This window comes from Streptococcus pseudopneumoniae (assembly GCF_001072315.1).
Lineage (GTDB): Bacteria > Bacillota > Bacilli > Lactobacillales > Streptococcaceae > Streptococcus > Streptococcus pseudopneumoniae_R.
In genome coordinates this window covers 67,205-84,006 of the sequence record NZ_JVLI01000009.1, presented here as the reverse complement: position 1 = coordinate 84,006, position 16,802 = coordinate 67,205, and the positions used below count along the sequence as shown (strand labels likewise).

Annotated in this window: 12 protein-coding genes; 3 read left to right on the top strand and 9 right to left on the bottom strand. The window is 40.4% G+C overall.

The genetic code is table 11. The features are described from left to right. From ADH54_RS00710 to ADH54_RS00695, 4 genes are all read right to left on the bottom strand, one after another. The coding region (locus ADH54_RS00710; RefSeq protein WP_049523440.1) for an NUDIX domain-containing protein at positions 1 to 261 on the bottom strand (261 nt) is incomplete at its 3' end. A gap of 24 nt (positions 262 to 285) precedes the next feature. Next, positions 286 to 1,743, bottom strand: coding sequence for a PIN-like domain-containing protein (locus tag ADH54_RS00705; RefSeq protein ID WP_049523438.1), 1,458 nt, complete (start codon positions 1,741 to 1,743; stop codon positions 286 to 288). 17 nt (positions 1,744 to 1,760) lie between these two features. Continuing rightward, positions 1,761 to 3,749: an excinuclease ABC subunit UvrB gene (uvrB, locus tag ADH54_RS00700; RefSeq protein ID WP_049523436.1), complete on the bottom strand. Its 1,989-nt coding sequence runs from the start codon at positions 3,747 to 3,749 to the stop codon at positions 1,761 to 1,763. 76 nt (positions 3,750 to 3,825) lie between these two features. Then, positions 3,826 to 4,779, bottom strand: a complete 954-nt coding sequence (locus ADH54_RS00695) for a CPBP family intramembrane glutamic endopeptidase (protein WP_049523434.1) — start codon at positions 4,777 to 4,779, stop codon at positions 3,826 to 3,828. 172 nt (positions 4,780 to 4,951) lie between these two features. On the opposite strand from ADH54_RS00695, the gene ADH54_RS00690 reads away from it, so the two are divergent. From ADH54_RS00690 to zwf, 3 genes are all read left to right on the top strand, one after another. Then, positions 4,952 to 7,117: an ABC transporter substrate-binding protein/permease gene (locus ADH54_RS00690; RefSeq protein WP_049523432.1), complete on the top strand. Its 2,166-nt coding sequence runs from the start codon at positions 4,952 to 4,954 to the stop codon at positions 7,115 to 7,117. Then, positions 7,117 to 7,857, top strand: coding sequence for an amino acid ABC transporter ATP-binding protein (locus ADH54_RS00685; protein WP_001096321.1), 741 nt, complete (start codon positions 7,117 to 7,119; stop codon positions 7,855 to 7,857). The genes ADH54_RS00690 and ADH54_RS00685 overlap by 1 nt, the downstream gene beginning before the upstream one ends. Positions 7,858 to 8,007: 150 nt before the next feature. Then, the gene (zwf, locus tag ADH54_RS00680) at positions 8,008 to 9,495 is read left to right on the top strand and encodes a glucose-6-phosphate dehydrogenase (RefSeq protein ID WP_049523430.1); all 1,488 of its coding nucleotides are present in this window, start codon (positions 8,008 to 8,010) and stop codon (positions 9,493 to 9,495) included. 43 nt (positions 9,496 to 9,538) lie between these two features. Here the strand turns inward: zwf and ftsY are convergent, their stop codons facing one another. From ftsY to rnc, 5 genes are read right to left on the bottom strand one after another with little or no spacing between them, the layout of a single operon-like run. Then, positions 9,539 to 10,822 carry a signal recognition particle-docking protein FtsY gene (gene ftsY, locus ADH54_RS00675; protein WP_049523428.1) on the bottom strand — a complete coding sequence of 428 codons (1,284 nt, stop codon included), beginning with the start codon at positions 10,820 to 10,822 and terminating at the stop codon, positions 9,539 to 9,541. A 3-nt stretch (positions 10,823 to 10,825) separates the two neighbouring features. Continuing rightward, positions 10,826 to 11,644 carry a Cof-type HAD-IIB family hydrolase gene (locus ADH54_RS00670; protein ID WP_049523426.1) on the bottom strand — a complete coding sequence of 273 codons (819 nt, stop codon included), beginning with the start codon at positions 11,642 to 11,644 and terminating at the stop codon, positions 10,826 to 10,828. Further along, complete coding sequence (locus ADH54_RS00665; protein WP_049523424.1) at positions 11,644 to 12,438, bottom strand: Cof-type HAD-IIB family hydrolase; 795 nt, start codon at positions 12,436 to 12,438, stop codon at positions 11,644 to 11,646. The genes ADH54_RS00670 and ADH54_RS00665 overlap by 1 nt, the downstream gene beginning before the upstream one ends. Then, positions 12,435 to 15,974, bottom strand: coding sequence for a chromosome segregation protein SMC (gene smc, locus ADH54_RS00660; protein WP_049523421.1), 3,540 nt, complete (start codon positions 15,972 to 15,974; stop codon positions 12,435 to 12,437). The genes ADH54_RS00665 and smc overlap by 4 nt, the downstream gene beginning before the upstream one ends. Then, positions 15,965 to 16,663: a ribonuclease III gene (gene rnc / locus ADH54_RS00655; protein ID WP_000661487.1), complete on the bottom strand. Its 699-nt coding sequence runs from the start codon at positions 16,661 to 16,663 to the stop codon at positions 15,965 to 15,967. Before rnc ends, smc begins: the two co-directional genes overlap by 10 nt. Between the last annotated feature and the right edge of the window lie 139 nt (positions 16,664 to 16,802).

Here is a 16,802-nt window from a genome sequence, read left to right as displayed (position 1 = left end):
AATATAGCGCCCACCTGTATCTAGTGGCCAATTTTTAATGCCGACAAGTTGAGGATTTTGGATAGTCAATCCTGTTTCTTCATAGATTTCACGAATGACAGACTCTGCGAAAGACTCGCCATTTTCTATATGACCTCCTGGAAAGGCATAACCAGACCAGCGATTGGTTTCAGGAGCGCGATACTGCATCACCACGCGCTGCGTTTCGAGGTCTTCAATCAGACAAATGTTTGTTAAAATTGTTAATTGTGCTCGAGACATACATAGACTCACTTTCTAAAAAAATTAAATATTGAAATCATTTATTTCTATATCATCAAAAGTGTCATAATCTAAGTCATAAATAAATGATATTTCAAAAGTAGCATCTAATTCCGATGACTCATATTCAAATTCGGCATCTCCAGGTTCTTCGTAGAAAGGGCTCTTAGTAACAATACCAAAGTCTATATTCACATCAATATTTACTGTACACTTAATTTTATAAAAGTCATCTTCAATTGTGTATTCTTCAATCCTCACTTCTGTAATAGTTACATATTCAAATTCTCCCCAACCTATACTACCATACGAATTTTCAAAATTCATGTTTGGAAGTTCACTTTTTAAGTATTCCTCTATTACATCACTAATTTCATAATCATTTTCTACAATTTTTAATAATTCAGAAACATCTGTGACTTTTCTTCTTTTGACTACAGATGATTTACTGCTTACTGATTGAGAAGGCGATTTTACTAAAGGTTTTACCTTACTATCATTTATAGAAGTTGATAATATTTTAGCAAAATCTAGTAGTGTATCACTGATAGATTTTGCTACTTGAGATGATACTTCCTCTTGTGAGAATTGTTTCATGAATTCCAGTTCATCCATTAAATAAAAATCAGCCCCAGTCTCTTTTTTCATTTCCTCAATAAGTTCAATCCTTGGACCAATAATCTGATATTTCTCCTTACCATTTCCATCATTTCCAACACAAACTTTATAGTTTAAATCGGTTTTACTATCCCGTTTTCCATCAGAAGTAACAAAAATTACATGTTTGATTCTATCTTCCTTTGCTTTGCTAATTATATCCTTCCAAATAATTAAATCTCCAAATTTTTGTTGATACTTTATACCATTATAACTTCTTGATAATTTTTTGTTAGCATCATTAAATCCAGGTGGTATCCCATTTTTATATCTTTCCTCTCCTTCCTTTTCAATTTCTGTAATCATATCTTGAGTATACCGCTCTCCTGTTTTACTGTACATAATTTCAACCAATGCATTAAAAATATTAGTTTGATTCTCACTTATTGAGGAAATCTTCTCAACTAATTTATTTTCTATATTAAGATCTTCTGAGTTTAATAAATCAGACAAATAAGCGTTCAATTCTTTATTATCTGTATCATTTCTATATGAGAGACTAGAAAATAGTGTTTTTGCTGCTTCCGACTTCAGCTTATTCCAATTTTTGCTGAAATTATTTTTGAATTTCGTTACATTTATCTCATTCAATAACAACGTTTCTGATTTATGAAAGTGGAATTCTAAAGCTACAAGATATGGAATATAAATTTTATCTTGTATACTTTGAATTATATCAAAATATTCTTTTGATGCTTCTGGTGTAAATCTAAATACATTAAGCAATGAGTTGGTATCAAACACAATGATTGTATTTTCAGTTGTCATATTTTCTTTATTAAATGGTTCTCTATAAAAACCATAAAATTCATCTTTATAGTTCATCTTTTTTCCTTTCTTTTCTACCCAAGCGCCTTGACTTCCAACATCATATCCCGAATCTGAGCTGCTAGTTCAAAATCAAGCACTTCGACGGCTTCTTGCATTTGTTTTTCAAGTTTCTTGACGAGGTCTTTGCGTTCTTGTTTATTAAGGCTATTGATATCAACTTCCTTGTCTTCTTCCTTAGCAACTGACTTGGTCACAGCAATCAGGTCACGGATTTCTTTCTTGATGGTTTGTGGAACGATACCATGTTCTTCATTATAAGCCATCTGGATCTTCCGACGGCGGGCCGTTTCATCGATAGCACGTTGCATAGACTGGGTCACAGTGTCCGCATACATGATGACATGCCCTTCGCTGTTACGAGCAGCACGACCAATGGTCTGGATAAGGCCACGTTCATTACGAAGGAAACCTTCCTTGTCAGCATCTAGAATAGCAACCAAGCTCACTTCGGGAACGTCAATCCCTTCACGGAGCAGGTTGATTCCGACTAAGACATCAAAGACTCCCAAGCGCAGGTCACGGATAATCTCCGTCCGCTCCAAGGTCTTTATATCCGAGTGCATGTACTTGACCTTAATGCCCATTTCCTTAAAGTAGTCGGTCAAGTCCTCTGCCATTTTCTTGGTCAAGGTTGTGATAAAGGTTCGCTCGTTCTTTTCAACACGGGCATTGATTTCACCTAAAAGGTCATCAATCTGTCCCATAGTCGGACGGACTTCCACTTCAGGATCCAAAAGTCCCGTCGGACGAATGATTTGCTCAATCACTGTCTCAGTCTGTTCATTTTCATAGTCACCTGGTGTTGCTGAAACGTAGACAATCTGATGCACATGGCTTTCAAACTCTCCACGGCGGAGAGGACGATTGTCCAGAGCAGACGGCAAACGAAAACCATAATTAACCAGCATTTCTTTACGAGAACGGTCTCCATTGTACATACCCTTAATTTGTCCCATAGTCATGTGGCTCTCGTCAATCATGATTAAGAAATCATCTGGGAAGAAATCTAAGAGCGTATAAGGAGGCTCACCTTCGCTACGTCCATCCATGTGACGTGAATAGTTCTCAACCCCATTGGTATAGCCCATCTCACGCAACATTTCGATATCATACTCTGTCCGCTGTTTCAAACGCTGGGCTTCAAGCAGTTTGCCTTCCTTCTCAAAGACAGCTAGTTGCTCCTCCAACTCAGCCTGAATCTTGGCAATGGCAACTTCCATGTGGTCGTCATTGGTCACAAAGTGAGTGGCAGGGAAAATCGCCAAATGATCCACTTCTCCCAATACCTGGCCTGTCAGAGCCTCCACTTCGCGGATACGATCAATCTCGTCTCCAAAGAATTCTACTCGAAAGGCGTGTTCATCACGGGAAGCAGGGAAAATTTCCACTACATCCCCACGCACACGAAATCTTCCCCGTTGGAAATCAATATCATTTCGCTCAAACTGGATGTCAACTAAGTCATTCAAGAGTTTATCACGAGAAATTTCAAGACCTGGACGGAGACTCACGACACTATCAGCGTATTCCTTGGGCGAACCCAAACCATAGATACAAGATACTGAGGCCACGACAATAACATCATTACGCTCCAAAAGGGCCGAAGTCGCTGAGTGACGAAGTTTGTCAATCTCATCATTGACAGAACTATCCTTCTCAATATAGGTATCGCTAGAAGGGACATAGGCTTCTGGCTGGTAATAATCATAGTAGGATACGAAGTACTCAACTGCATTTTCAGGGAAAAATTCCTTGAACTCTCCATATAGCTGGCCTGCTAGAGTTTTATTGTGGGCAATGACCAGAGTGGGTTTATTGACTTTGGAAATAACCTGACTCATGGTATAGGTCTTCCCTGTACCAGTCGCCCCCATCAGAATCTGAGCTTTTTCTCCACCCTCGATATTATCAACCAACTGCTCGATAGCTTGGGGTTGGTCTCCTGAAGGTTGATATTTTGATACTAGTTTAAATTGATTATCTGTAATGCGGTTAATCATAAGAATCCTCTCTCCATGTACTATTCCTATTTTAGCATACTTGTATCATTTTCACGAAGAAAAGGACGGACCCAAGTCACATCCTTTCATTTTCTTTCTTTAATTGATAAGCGAGATAGACAATCAGCAGTAGCAAGACCAGACTTGTCATGATAGAACCTTCTATGCCAAAAGAGCCACCTGATAGCCAGTCTTGATTGCCTTGTGGAGTAAATTTCATGATTGATGTTCCTGAAGACTGACCACTAACTAATACTCCAAAGAGGTTTCCCTGTGCGAAATTCCAAGCGCCATGAATACCTGCAATACCCCAAACTGTATCTGTTTTGAGGAGGTAAAGTGACATGGCAACTCCGAATAAGAAGAGATCAATTGCAGATAAGAAAGTTATGCCTGGATTTCCTAAATGAAGTAAGGTAAAGAGACTACTAGATATGATAATAGCGACTTTAAGATTGGTTCTCTTAGCCAATTGTGGAATCAGCCAAGCACGAGTAACCAATTCTTCTGCTGTCCCCTGTAAAATCCAAAATGGGATAGTAAAGACAACAAAGGCAAGCGAATAAGGATCCAAGTGAATGGAGTCAAATTGATACTGCCCTAAGGCTACCAAACCTAACAAAGTAAGGAGAAAAAGAGCCAGACCTATGCCAAATCCTTTCAGAAGATTGGCGAGAAAATTCTCTCTATAAAATCCTAAAGTTCGAATAGGTCTTTTCTCAACTTTTCTAGTCCATCTGAACACAGTGTTGAGAATAAAACCAAAGGCCAGCAATTCTAAAATCAAACGAAAGTCACTTGTTTTATCCGTCAAGCTCGCCAGCAAGTTTTGGAAGTAGCTTGCAAGATTTTGACCAGCCTCACCAAAATTTCTAGCAAGTCCGATGAGAGCTAACAAACTAATACCATACAGAGTATAAGCCACAAACTCTCCTATGAAGACAAAAGCAAAGGCTAACAAGGGGCTTGTGTAAATGTTTAAACTCATTTTAGAAGTTTCAAAGTCTTTTAAGATTCTTTTGTCTTTCATAACTTTATCCTCTTTTACTATATGATATACCTTTATTATAGCACTTCTGTTGTGTGATTCAAGACAAAACAAGAATTATGGATGTTATATTTTCTGACACAGAAATATAAAAATTTGCCTTTTTTTACTTTTTCTGATATAATGGGAAAATATTCGGAAAAGGAGACTAAAAATGAAGAAAAAATTTCTAGCATTTTTGCTAATTTTATTCCCAATTTTCTCATTAGGTATTGCGAAAGCAGAGACGATTAAGATTGTGTCTGATACCGCCTATGCACCTTTTGAGTTTAAAGATTCAGATCAAACTTATAAAGGAATTGATGTTGACATTATCAACAAAGTCGCTGAGATTAAAGGATGGAACATTCAGATGTCTTATCCTGGATTTGACGCAGCGGTCAATGCGGTTCAAGCTGGTCAAGCTGACGCTATCATGGCAGGGATGACAAAGACGAAAGAACGTGAAAAAGTTTTCACCATGTCTGATACTTACTATGACACAAAAGTTGTCATTGCAACTACAAAGGCACACAAGATTAGCAAGTACGACCAATTGTCTGGTAAAACTGTTGGTGTTAAAAACGGAACAGCCGCTCAACGTTTCCTAGAAACGATTAAAGATAAATACGGCTTTACTATTAAAACATTTGACACTAGTGATTTGATGAACAACAGCTTGAGTGCTGGTGCCATTGATGCTATGATGGATGACAAACCTGTTATCGAGTATGCTATTAACCAAGGTCAAGACCTTCATATTGAAATGGATGGGGAAGCTGTAGGAAGTTTTGCTTTCGGTGTGAAAAAAGGAAGCAAATACGAGCACCTGGTTACTGAATTTAACCAAGCCTTAGCTGAAATGAAAAAAGATGGTAGCCTTGATAAAATCATCAAAAAATGGACTGCTTCATCGTCTTCAGCAGTGCCAACTACAACTACTCTTGCAGGCTTAAAAGCTATTCCTGTTAAAGCTAAATACATCATTGCCAGCGATTCTTCTTTTGCACCCTTTGTTTTCCAAAATTCAAGCAACCAATACACTGGTATTGATATGGAATTGATTAAGGCAATCGCTAAAGACCAAGGTTTTGAAATTGAAATCATCAACCCTGGTTTTGATGCTGCTATCAGTGCTGTCCAAGCTGGTCAAGCAGATGGTATCATTGCTGGTATGTCTGTCACAGATGCTCGTAAGGCAACTTTTGACTTCTCAGAATCATACTACACTGCTAATACAATCCTTGGTGTCAAAGAATCAAGTACCATTGCTTCTTATGAAGATTTGAAAGGGAAGACAGTTGGTGTTAAAAACGGAACCGCTTCTCAAACCTTCCTAACAGAAAATCAAAGCAAATACGGCTACAAAATCAAAACCTTCGCTGATGGTTCGTCAATGTATGACAGTTTAAACACTGGTGCCATCGATGCCGTTATGGATGATGAACCTGTTCTCAAATATTCTATCAGCCAAGGTCAAAAATTGAAAACACCAATCGCTGGAACTCCAATCGGTGAAACAGCCTTTGCCGTTAAAAAAGGAGCAAATCCAGAATTGATTGAAATGTTCAATAACGGACTTGCTAACCTTAAAGCAAACGGTGAATTCCAAAAGATCCTTGATAAATACCTAGCTAGTGAGTCTTCAACTGCTTCAACAAGCACTGTTGATGAGACAACTATTTGGGGCTTGCTTCAAAACAACTACAAACAGCTCCTTAGCGGTCTTGGTATCACTCTTGCTCTAGCTCTTATCTCATTTGCTATTGCTATTGTTATCGGGATTATCTTCGGTATGTTTAGCGTTAGCCCCTACAAATCTCTTCGTGTGATTTCTGAGATTTTCGTTGACGTTATCCGTGGTATTCCTTTGATGATTCTTGCAGCCTTCATCTTCTGGGGAATTCCAAACTTCATCGAGTCTATTACAGGCCAACAAAGTCCAATTAACGACTTCGTAGCCGGTACCATTGCCCTCTCACTCAATGCGGCTGCTTATATCGCTGAAATCGTTCGTGGTGGTATTCAGGCCGTTCCAGTTGGCCAAATGGAAGCCAGCCGAAGCTTGGGTATCTCTTATGGAAAAACCATGCGTAAGATTATCTTGCCACAAGCAACTAAATTGATGTTGCCAAACTTTGTTAACCAATTCGTTATCGCTCTTAAAGATACAACCATCGTATCTGCTATCGGTTTGGTTGAACTCTTCCAAACTGGTAAGATTATCATCGCCCGTAACTACCAAAGTTTCAAGATGTATGCAATCCTTGCTATCTTCTATCTTGTAATTATCACACTTTTGACTAGACTAGCGAAACGCTTAGAAAAGAGGATTCGTTAATGGCAAAATTAAAAATTGATGTAAATGATTTACACAAAAACTACGGAAAAAATGAAGTCCTAAAAGGAATTACGACTAAGTTCTATGAAGGAGATGTTGTTTGTATCATCGGTCCTTCAGGTTCTGGTAAGTCAACCTTCCTCCGTAGCCTCAATCTTCTAGAAGAAGTCACTAGTGGTCACATCACTGTGAACGGTTATGACTTAACTGAAAAAACAACCAACGTTGACCACGTCCGTGAAAATATCGGAATGGTTTTCCAACACTTCAATCTCTTCCCACACATGTCTGTATTGGACAACATTACTTTTGCTCCAATTGAGCACAAGTTGATGACTAAGGAAGAAGCTGAGAAATTGGGAATGGAGTTGCTTGAAAAAGTTGGACTAGCAGATAAAGCTAATGCTAACCCAGATAGCCTATCAGGTGGTCAAAAACAACGTGTGGCTATCGCTCGTGGACTAGCAATGAATCCAGACATCATGCTCTTTGATGAACCAACTTCTGCCCTTGACCCTGAGATGGTCGGAGACGTACTAAACGTTATGAAGGAATTGGCTGAGCAAGGTATGACCATGATTATCGTAACCCATGAGATGGGATTTGCTCGTCAGGTTGCCAACCGCGTTATCTTTACTGCAGATGGCGAGTTCCTTGAAGACGGAACACCAGATCAAATCTTTGACAACCCACAACACCCACGTCTGAAAGAGTTCTTGGACAAGGTCTTAAACGTTTAAACTTAAACTGTAAGGATTTCCTTGCAGTTTTTTTCTATCTCGTATTGGATTTTTTGATTTTTCGGAAAATTATGTTAGAATTAAGTTTATGAAATGAGGTTTCCTCATACCTAGCAGGACTAGGAATAAAAATAGAAATTAGGTAGCTAGATGTCATCTAAGGTTATTGTTACAATTTTTGGTGCGAGTGGAGACCTGGCTAAACGCAAGCTCTACCCTTCCCTTTTTAGACTATATAAATCCGGCAATCTTTCCGAGCACTTTGCAGTTATTGGCACTGCTCGTCGTCCTTGGAGCAAGGAATATTTTGAATCTGTTGTAGTCGAATCGATCCTTGATTTGGCAGATAGTACCGAACAGGCTCAAGAGTTCGCTAGCCACTTCTACTATCAAAGTCATGATGTCAATGATACGGAACACTACATTGCTTTGCGTCAATTGCAGGCTGAACTAAATGACAAGTACCAAGCTGAACACAACAAGCTCTTCTTCTTGTCTATGGCTCCTCAATTCTTTGGAACTATTGCCAAACACCTTAAGTCTGAAAACATTGTGGATGGTAAAGGCTTTGAACGCTTAATCGTTGAAAAACCATTTGGTACAGATTACGCAACTGCAAGCAAGTTAAATGACGAGCTCCTAGCAACATTTGACGAAGAACAAATTTTCCGTATTGACCATTATCTTGGTAAGGAAATGATCCAAAGCATCTTTGCAGTTCGCTTTGCCAACCTGATTTTTGAAAACGTTTGGAATAAGGACTTTATCGACAATGTTCAAATTACCTTTGCGGAGCGCTTGGGTGTAGAAGAACGTGGTGGCTACTATGACCAATCTGGTGCCCTCCGTGACATGGTACAAAACCATACACTACAACTTCTTTCTCTTCTTGCCATGGACAAGCCAGCAAGCTTCACAAAAGACGAGATTCGTGCTGAAAAGATTAAGGTCTTTAAAAACCTCTATCATCCAACTGATGAAGAACTTAAAGAACACTTTATCCGTGGTCAATACCGTTCAGGTAAGATTGATGGTATGAAATATATCTCTTATCGTAGCGAGCCAAATGTAAATCCGGAATCAACAACAGAAACCTTTGCATCTGGTGCCTTCTTTGTTGATAGCGATCGATTCCGTGGTGTTCCTTTCTTCTTCCGTACTGGTAAACGTCTGACTGAAAAAGGAACTCATGTCAACATCGTCTTTAAACAAATGGACTCTATCTTTGGTGAGCCACTTGCTCCAAACATTTTGACCATCTATATCCAACCAACAGAAGGTTTCTCTCTCAGTCTAAATGGGAAGCAAGTAGGAGAAGAATTCAACTTAGCTCCTAACTCACTTGATTACCGCACAGATGCGACCGCAACTGGTGCTTCTCCAGAACCATACGAGAAATTGATTTATGATGTTCTAAATAACAACTCAACTAACTTTAGCCACTGGGATGAAGTTGGTGCGTCATGGAAATTGATTGACCGTATCGAAGAGCTCTGGGCTGAAAATGGTGCCCCACTTCATGACTATAAAGCTGGAAGCATGGGACCTCAAGCAAGCTTTGACTTACTTGAAAAATTCGATGCCAAATGGACTTGGCAACCAGATATCGCCTATCGTCAAGATGGTCGTTTAGAATAAAAAAATCCTGCAAGTTTGTACCTTGCAGGATTTTTGCTTCTGATTAGATTAAGCCTTCCAAGAGACCTTTCATAAAGTTTTCTGAGTTAAATTCTCCAATATCATCAATTTTTTCACCAAAACCAATCAACTTAACTGGAATATTGAGTTCTTCACGGATGGCTAGAACAACACCACCTCGAGCAGTTCCATCAATCTTAGTCAAGACAATTCCTGTTAAAGGAGTGATTTTTGAAAATTCTTTGGCCTGTACCAGGGCATTTTGACCAGTTGAAGCATCTAATGCTAAGAAGGTTTCATGCGGTGCTTCTGGTACAACACGCTTGATGATGCGTCCAATCTTCTCCAACTCAGCCATAAGGTTATCCTTATTTTGCAAACGACCAGCAGTATCAATCATGAGAATATCGATACCTTCAGCCACGGCACGTTCCATACCATCAAAGACCACACTGGCTGGGTCAGCTTTTTCAGGTCCAGTCACAACTGGAACGTCAACACGACGGCCCCATTCAGCAAGCTGGGCTACTGCTCCTGCACGGAAGGTATCTGCCGCAACCAGCATGACCTTTTTACCAGCTTGTTTATAGCGGTGAGCTAGTTTCCCAATAGAAGTTGTTTTCCCAACACCATTAACACCAACAAAGAGCATGACTGTCAAGCCATCTTGGAAGTGGATTCTTTCATCGTAGTTGCCACCTTTTTCATAAAGTTCAACCAATTTCTCAATGATGACACGGCGAAGTGCGTCAGGTTTCTTGGCGTTTTCAAGCTTGGCTTCGTAGCGTAACTCCTCTGTTAAGTTAGAAGCCACCTGGACACCAACGTCACTCATAATCAGCAGTTCTTCCAATTCCTCGAAGAATTCTTCGTCAACAGAGCGGAAGTTAGCAAAGAAGGCATTCAAGCGGGCACCAAATCCTGTACGAGTTTTCTTAAGACTGCGGTCATATTTTTCCTGAACAGTCTCTTCTACTTGAGGCGTTTCTGCTTCAAGAACTTCAGAACTATTTTCTTCTACAGTTTCTAAGAGCTCAGTATTCTCTTCCTCTGAGACTTCTTGTGAATTTGAAAGTTCTTCTACTTGTTGAACTTCTTCAACTGGCTCTGAATCCAGACTTTCTTCAAATGTAACTTGTTTTTCCTCTTCTTGGAGCAGAGCTTCTTCAGAACTTTCAACTTCTGCTTCTTCTTGAGAAACTTCCTCAGCTTCTGTTAAGGCAGGCTCAACATCTTCAGACAAATCAAGATTTTCCAGAGCTTCTTTTACAACTTCTTCGATTTTAGGTTCTTCTTTTTTTCCGAATAGACGGTCAAATAATCCCATATCTTAGTTCTCCTTTAGCACGTATTCTTCGATAGCCCAGGCGACAGCTTCTTCATCATTGGTCATTGGCGTCACTACATTTGCGACTGCCTTGACTTCAGGAACAGCGTTTTGCATGGCAACACCAAGCCCTGCCCACTCAATCATAGAGAGGTCATTGGCTTCGTCACCACAGGCCATAACTTGACTTTGGTTGATTCCAAGATGGCTGATCAGTTTTGCCAAACCTGTTGCTTTATGGACATTCTTTGGTGACCACTCTAGCAACATTTCTCGTGATTTAAAGATTTCATATTGGTCAAACAATTCTGGAGAAATCTTCTGAATGGCTGCATCCAAGGGTTCTTGAGCAAAGGCAGTCACGCATTTATTGTAAGTCATTTGACTAGACAGATCTTCAAAGTCAACTGGAACAAAGGTCAATGCTGGATTGAATTTGGCATACAGACTTTCTTGGTCCGATTGGATTTGATAAACAGTTCCTTCTGAGATGGCATCAAGAGGCAGTGATAATTTCTCTGTTTCCTCATACAAGCGTGCTACATCGTCGTATGAAAAGACTGTCTTATCAAGGATTTCACCTGTATTTTTCTGTACTAAACCACCATTAAAGGTAATGGTATACTCATCTTCGTGGCCGTCAGTCCCCAGCTCATGGAGAAAGAAATCCATAGCTTTTAAAGGACGACCAGTTGTCAAAACGACCTTGATACCACGATCATGCGCAGCTTTCAAGGTTGCCTTGGTACGATCCGTCAACCTTTTATCAGTAGTCAGCAAGGTCCCATCCAAGTCCAATGCAATCAATTTTATATCTGCCATTATAAACCCTCCATATAAGCTATAACCGACTGGTCCTTATGGTGACCAATCACAGTCTCTGCTAATTCTAAAATTTCTGGTCGTGCATTTTCAGGAGCTACAGGATGTCCCACAACCTGCATCATATGCAAGTCATTTAGATTATCTCCAAAAGCCATAACCTGATTCATTGTGATGCCAAGTTTTTTAGCCAATTCAACAATGGCCACTCCCTTATCGACATAGTCCAGAACAATATCAATGGATTCAAAGCCAGTTGTCATGGCCTTAACACCAGAGACATTTTCGTTTACCCAAGCTTCTCCAGCTTCTAGCGTTTCTTCTGTGAAGTTGGTTGTAAATTTGAAAATGTCATCTGTGATATCTTCCAAACTGGCTACTTTTTGGATATTTTCATTATAATGCTGGCTCTCTTTCAAATAGTTCTCATCAACCGTATCTAGCACATAAGAGCCTTTTTTGCCCGTCAAGAGCAGTTTATTTATATCTACATAAGGTGACGTTTTCAGCTTTTCAAAAGTCGTCAGATAAAAGTCACGAGACATGGTCGCTTCATACAAGTCTTGACCTTGATACTCTACCAAACTGCCATTCTCCGCGATAAAAACAATGTCATCACGAACATCAGCAAATAATTTTTCTAGAGACAGAAATCCGCGCCCCGAAGCCACCGCAAAGTAAATCCCTTTTTCCTTGTAGGAACCTAAGAGAGACTTGAGGCGGTCCATATCAAAGCGTCCATTCTCATCTAGGAAGGTTCCGTCCATATCCGTTGCTACTAGTTTAATTGTCATCCTTCAATACTTTCTAAATCTTTTAACTTAACTGAAACAATTTTTGAGACACCTGATTCTTGCATGGTCACTCCATAGATGGAATCAGCCGCAGCCATGGTTCCCTTACGGTGGGTCACAACGATAAACTGGCTGTCCTTGTCAAATCGATTGAGGTAATCCCCAAAACGTTTAACATTGGCTTCATCCAGCGCAGCTTCCACCTCATCCAAGATGACAAATGGGATAGTCTTAACTCGAATGATAGAGAAAAGCAAAGCTAGAGCCGATAAGGCTTTTTCACCACCACTCATGAGGTTAAGAGACTGAATTTTCTTACCTGGCGGTTGGACAGAAATCTCAACCCCAGCTGTCAGCAAGTCTCCCTCAGTCAATATCAAGTCTGCCTGACCTCCGCCAAACATCTGCTTGAAGGTTACTTTAAAGGACTCACGAATAGCTTCAAAGGTTGATTTAAAGCGTTCCTTAACCTCATCATTCATTTCTGTAATGGTTTCAAGGAGCAAATTTTTCGCTGACAAAATATCATCTCGTTGGCTATTTAGGAAATCCAGACGGTTGTGCACTTCTTCGTACTGTTCAATAGCATCCAAATTGACAGGACCCAGTGAGCGAATAGCCTTCTCTAAATCCTGCACCTCTTGCTCTGCCAGATTGAGATTTTCCAACTCATGAGACTTTTCTAAAGCTTCTGTATAGCTAATCTGGTATTGGTCTGTTAATTGACTTTGTAAATAACGCAAGCGCTCGCTGACCTTTTCTTTCTTAGCTTCAGCACGTGTTTGCTTGCGAATCCACTCTTCATTCTGCTGGCGAGCCTGATCCAAATGACTAGCAATATCATCCAGCTGACCTTCAATATCATCCAACTCAAACTGCTTGCGAATCAAATCTTGTTGGAGATTTGTTTTCTGATTTTTGGCTTCTTCAACCTGTTGACTGAGCAATTCTGTATCAACTTTCTCAAGATTGTCAACCTTTTCTTGAAGAAGGCGCTGGATTTCCTCTTGCTCGATATTCAGATTATCCAATTCCTTGCCTAAACGTTCAATATCAGCTACTTCATAACGTTTTTGCCCTTGTAGTTCTGTCTTAAGAAGGCGAGCTTGCGCTAGCTCTTCCTGCAAGTTTTGATAGCGTTCTTGAATGGCATTTTTGTTAGACTTAATCTCTTCAATCTCAGCTTCCAGATTTTTCTTGTCACTGGCGATTGCAGCAAGGCACTCTTGGCATTTTTCCTTATCCGCTTGCCAATCTCCCTCAGAAAGACGATCTAATTCCTCTTCTTGGAGTTTCCAAAGAGTTTCTAGCTCTTCAACTTGCTGACTAGTTTGCTGATAAGCGAGGGACAAGCCTTGCTCCTGAATACGAGCCTGCTCACCCTGAGATTTGATGGCTTCTAATGATTCGGTCAATCTAGCCATCTTGTCTTGTAAGGTCTTCAAAGCCACTTCTTCTGAACGAAGACTTGCTTCTTCTTTAGCAATTTCTTTTTGTAATTGCTCCAGTTCTGGCTTGATGAAAATGCTGTTATTCTGGCGATTAGCTCCACCTGCATAGGAACCACCTGTGCGCAGCTCTGTCCCATCCAAAGTCACCATACGAACCTGATAACGAACCTGGCGAGCTGCTGCACGCGCATGTTCTACGGTATCAAAAATAGCTGTTGTAGCTAGCAAATTCTTGAAAATAGCTTCCAACCTATTATCGAAAGTAACCAGCTCATCTGCCATGCCAAGGAAACCTGGACTTGCAGCAATAGCATCTTGATTCTGACTAGAAATCGTACGCGCCTTGATAGTCGTCAAAGGAAGGAAGGTTGCACGACCAGCCCTGTTGCGCTTTAGGAAATCAATCGCCTTGGTTGCCGCGTTTTCATGTTCTACGATGATATGCTGACTGCTGGCTCCGAGCGCAATTTCTAGGGCAGTTTGATAATGCACATCAAAGGTCAGATGCTCACTGACTGCTCCAATAATACCGCCAAGACGATCTTTCTCTTGGAGAACACTCTTAACACCTGCATAAAAGTTACTATGATTTCTCAGGATGTTTTCCAAACTTTGGGCTCTAGCCTGCTTGTTTTTGAGACTATCCAGACGGTCAAAGAGTTGACTTTGTTGAGCTTGATAGGAAGTTTTCTGTTCCTCTTGCTCCTTGGCAATAGCTTGGTAGTCGGCCAATAATTTTTGAACCTGCTCCTTGGCAGTTTCAAGCTCATTCCTTTGCTGACTAGCCTTCTCTTTAGCTGTAGCCAGCTGTTCTTTCAGCTTTTCTAGTTGATCTGCTTGTTTTTGAGAAAGCTGACGACTATTTTCCAACTCGTTTTCGATACGGGTCAACTGGTTTGAGACATCCGCTTCTTCTTGTAAAAGCGCCACAAAGCGTTCACGCAAGAGCTCAATCATCTGATCAGGATCATCTGAAAAAGCCAGCAATTCAGCTTCTAAACGATTAAGTTTTTGATTATTTTGGACTAGATTTTCTTCTAAGAGAGCTAAAGAGCTTTCTTTTTCAGCCTTTTCCTGACTTAGAGCCTTTCTCTTATCCTCCAAAGCAGCCAAACGGGCTTGTGCTTCCTGTTGATTCAGGGCTACTTGCTCAGATTCCAGTTTCGATAAGGCTAATTTTCTCTCTAAATCACTAATCAGACTGGTCAAATCCATCAAACTGCCTTGGTCTTTGGCCATTTCAGCCTGTAAATCTTGGCGTTGCTTTTTAAGAGCTTGATTTTCTTCTTCTAATTTTTCACGCTTTTGGTAATAACTCGTCAATAATTCCTGAACCTGAGCCAACTCTTCTTCTGTCAACTCTAGTTCAGCCTTATTTTCCTTGATTTGAGCAACCAGCACGTCTAAATAAATAGCCTTGCGTTGACCTTCCAAGTCTAAAAACTTACGGGCATTCTCAGCTTGCTTCTCAAGAGGCTTGATTTGATTATCCAACTCGTAGATAATGTCTTCAAGACGATCCAGATTATCCTGAGTTTGTTGCAGTTTACTCTCTGTCTCTTTTCTACGAGTCTTGTATTTCAAAACTCCAGCAGCTTCTTCGAAAATAGCTCGGCGTTCTTCAGGCTTGGAATTAAAAATCTCCTCAACCTTCCCTTGGGAAATGATAGAGAAGGAATCTCGTCCCAATCCAGTATCTAAGAAGAGGTCATGAATATCACGCAGACGCACTTTCTTGCCGTCAATCTTGTATTCGCTATCTCCACTACGATAGATATGGCGTTCCACCCTAATTTCTTGACCTGCATCCTTGATAAATCCGTCATGATTATCCAGAGTCACAACTACAGAAGCATAATTGAGCGGTTTCCGACTTTCAGTTCCAGCAAAAATGACATCCGGCATCTTGCCCCCACGGAGGCTCTTAACACTTGATTCCCCCAAGGCCCAACGCAGACTTTCTGTAATATTCGACTTCCCAGAGCCATTGGGTCCAACAACTGCCGTCACACCTTGGTCAAAGACGACCTTAGTCTTGTCAGCAAAAGACTTGAATCCCTGAATTTCGATTTCCTTTAAATACATGAATCCAGCCCTTTCTCAACGGCATTTTTGGCAGCTTCCTGCTCTGCTAATTTCTTAGAACGACCTTGACCTTGACCAATGCTCTTACCTTCGACAAGAACTTCTACATCAAAGACCTTATCATGGGCAGGACCCGTTTCAGAAATCACTTGATAACGGATAGCCACATCTCCATTAACCTGCAGCAACTCCTGGAGATGAGTTTTGTAGTCTGTAATCATCTCAAATTCGCCTGCTTCAACCTTAGGAATCATGACTTGATAGATAAATTCCTTAACCTTGGCCACATCCTTGTCCAAAAGGAGGGCACCAAGAAAGGCTTCAAAGGCATCACCAAGAATGGTGTCACGATTGCGACCACCAGATTTTTCTTCCCCCTTACCCAGCTTGATAAACTGGTCAAACTGGCAATCACGCGCAAAACCAGCCAAACTCTCCTCACGGACAATCATGGCACGGAGTTTGGACAAGTCACCCTCAGGCTTTTTAGGATATTTTTTATACAGATATTCTGAAATCAATAACTGTAGAACAGCGTCTCCTAAAAATTCCAAGCGTTCATTGTGTGAAATTTTTAAGAGGCGGTGCTCATTGGCATAACTCGTATGAGTAAAGGCAGTCTCCAGTAAATTTTTGTCTGCAAATTCGATTGCAAAATGGTTTTTAAGTACAGTTTGTAATTCTTTCATACCAACCTCTTTCTAACTGATAACAGTCCTTTTTATTATATCAAAAAAAGCCCCCTGAGTCACTTTAAAATGGGACTGGAGCGGATTTGGAGCATTCTTTAAAATAAGATTTTCAGTTTTAGAGGCAAATTTGGGGCAG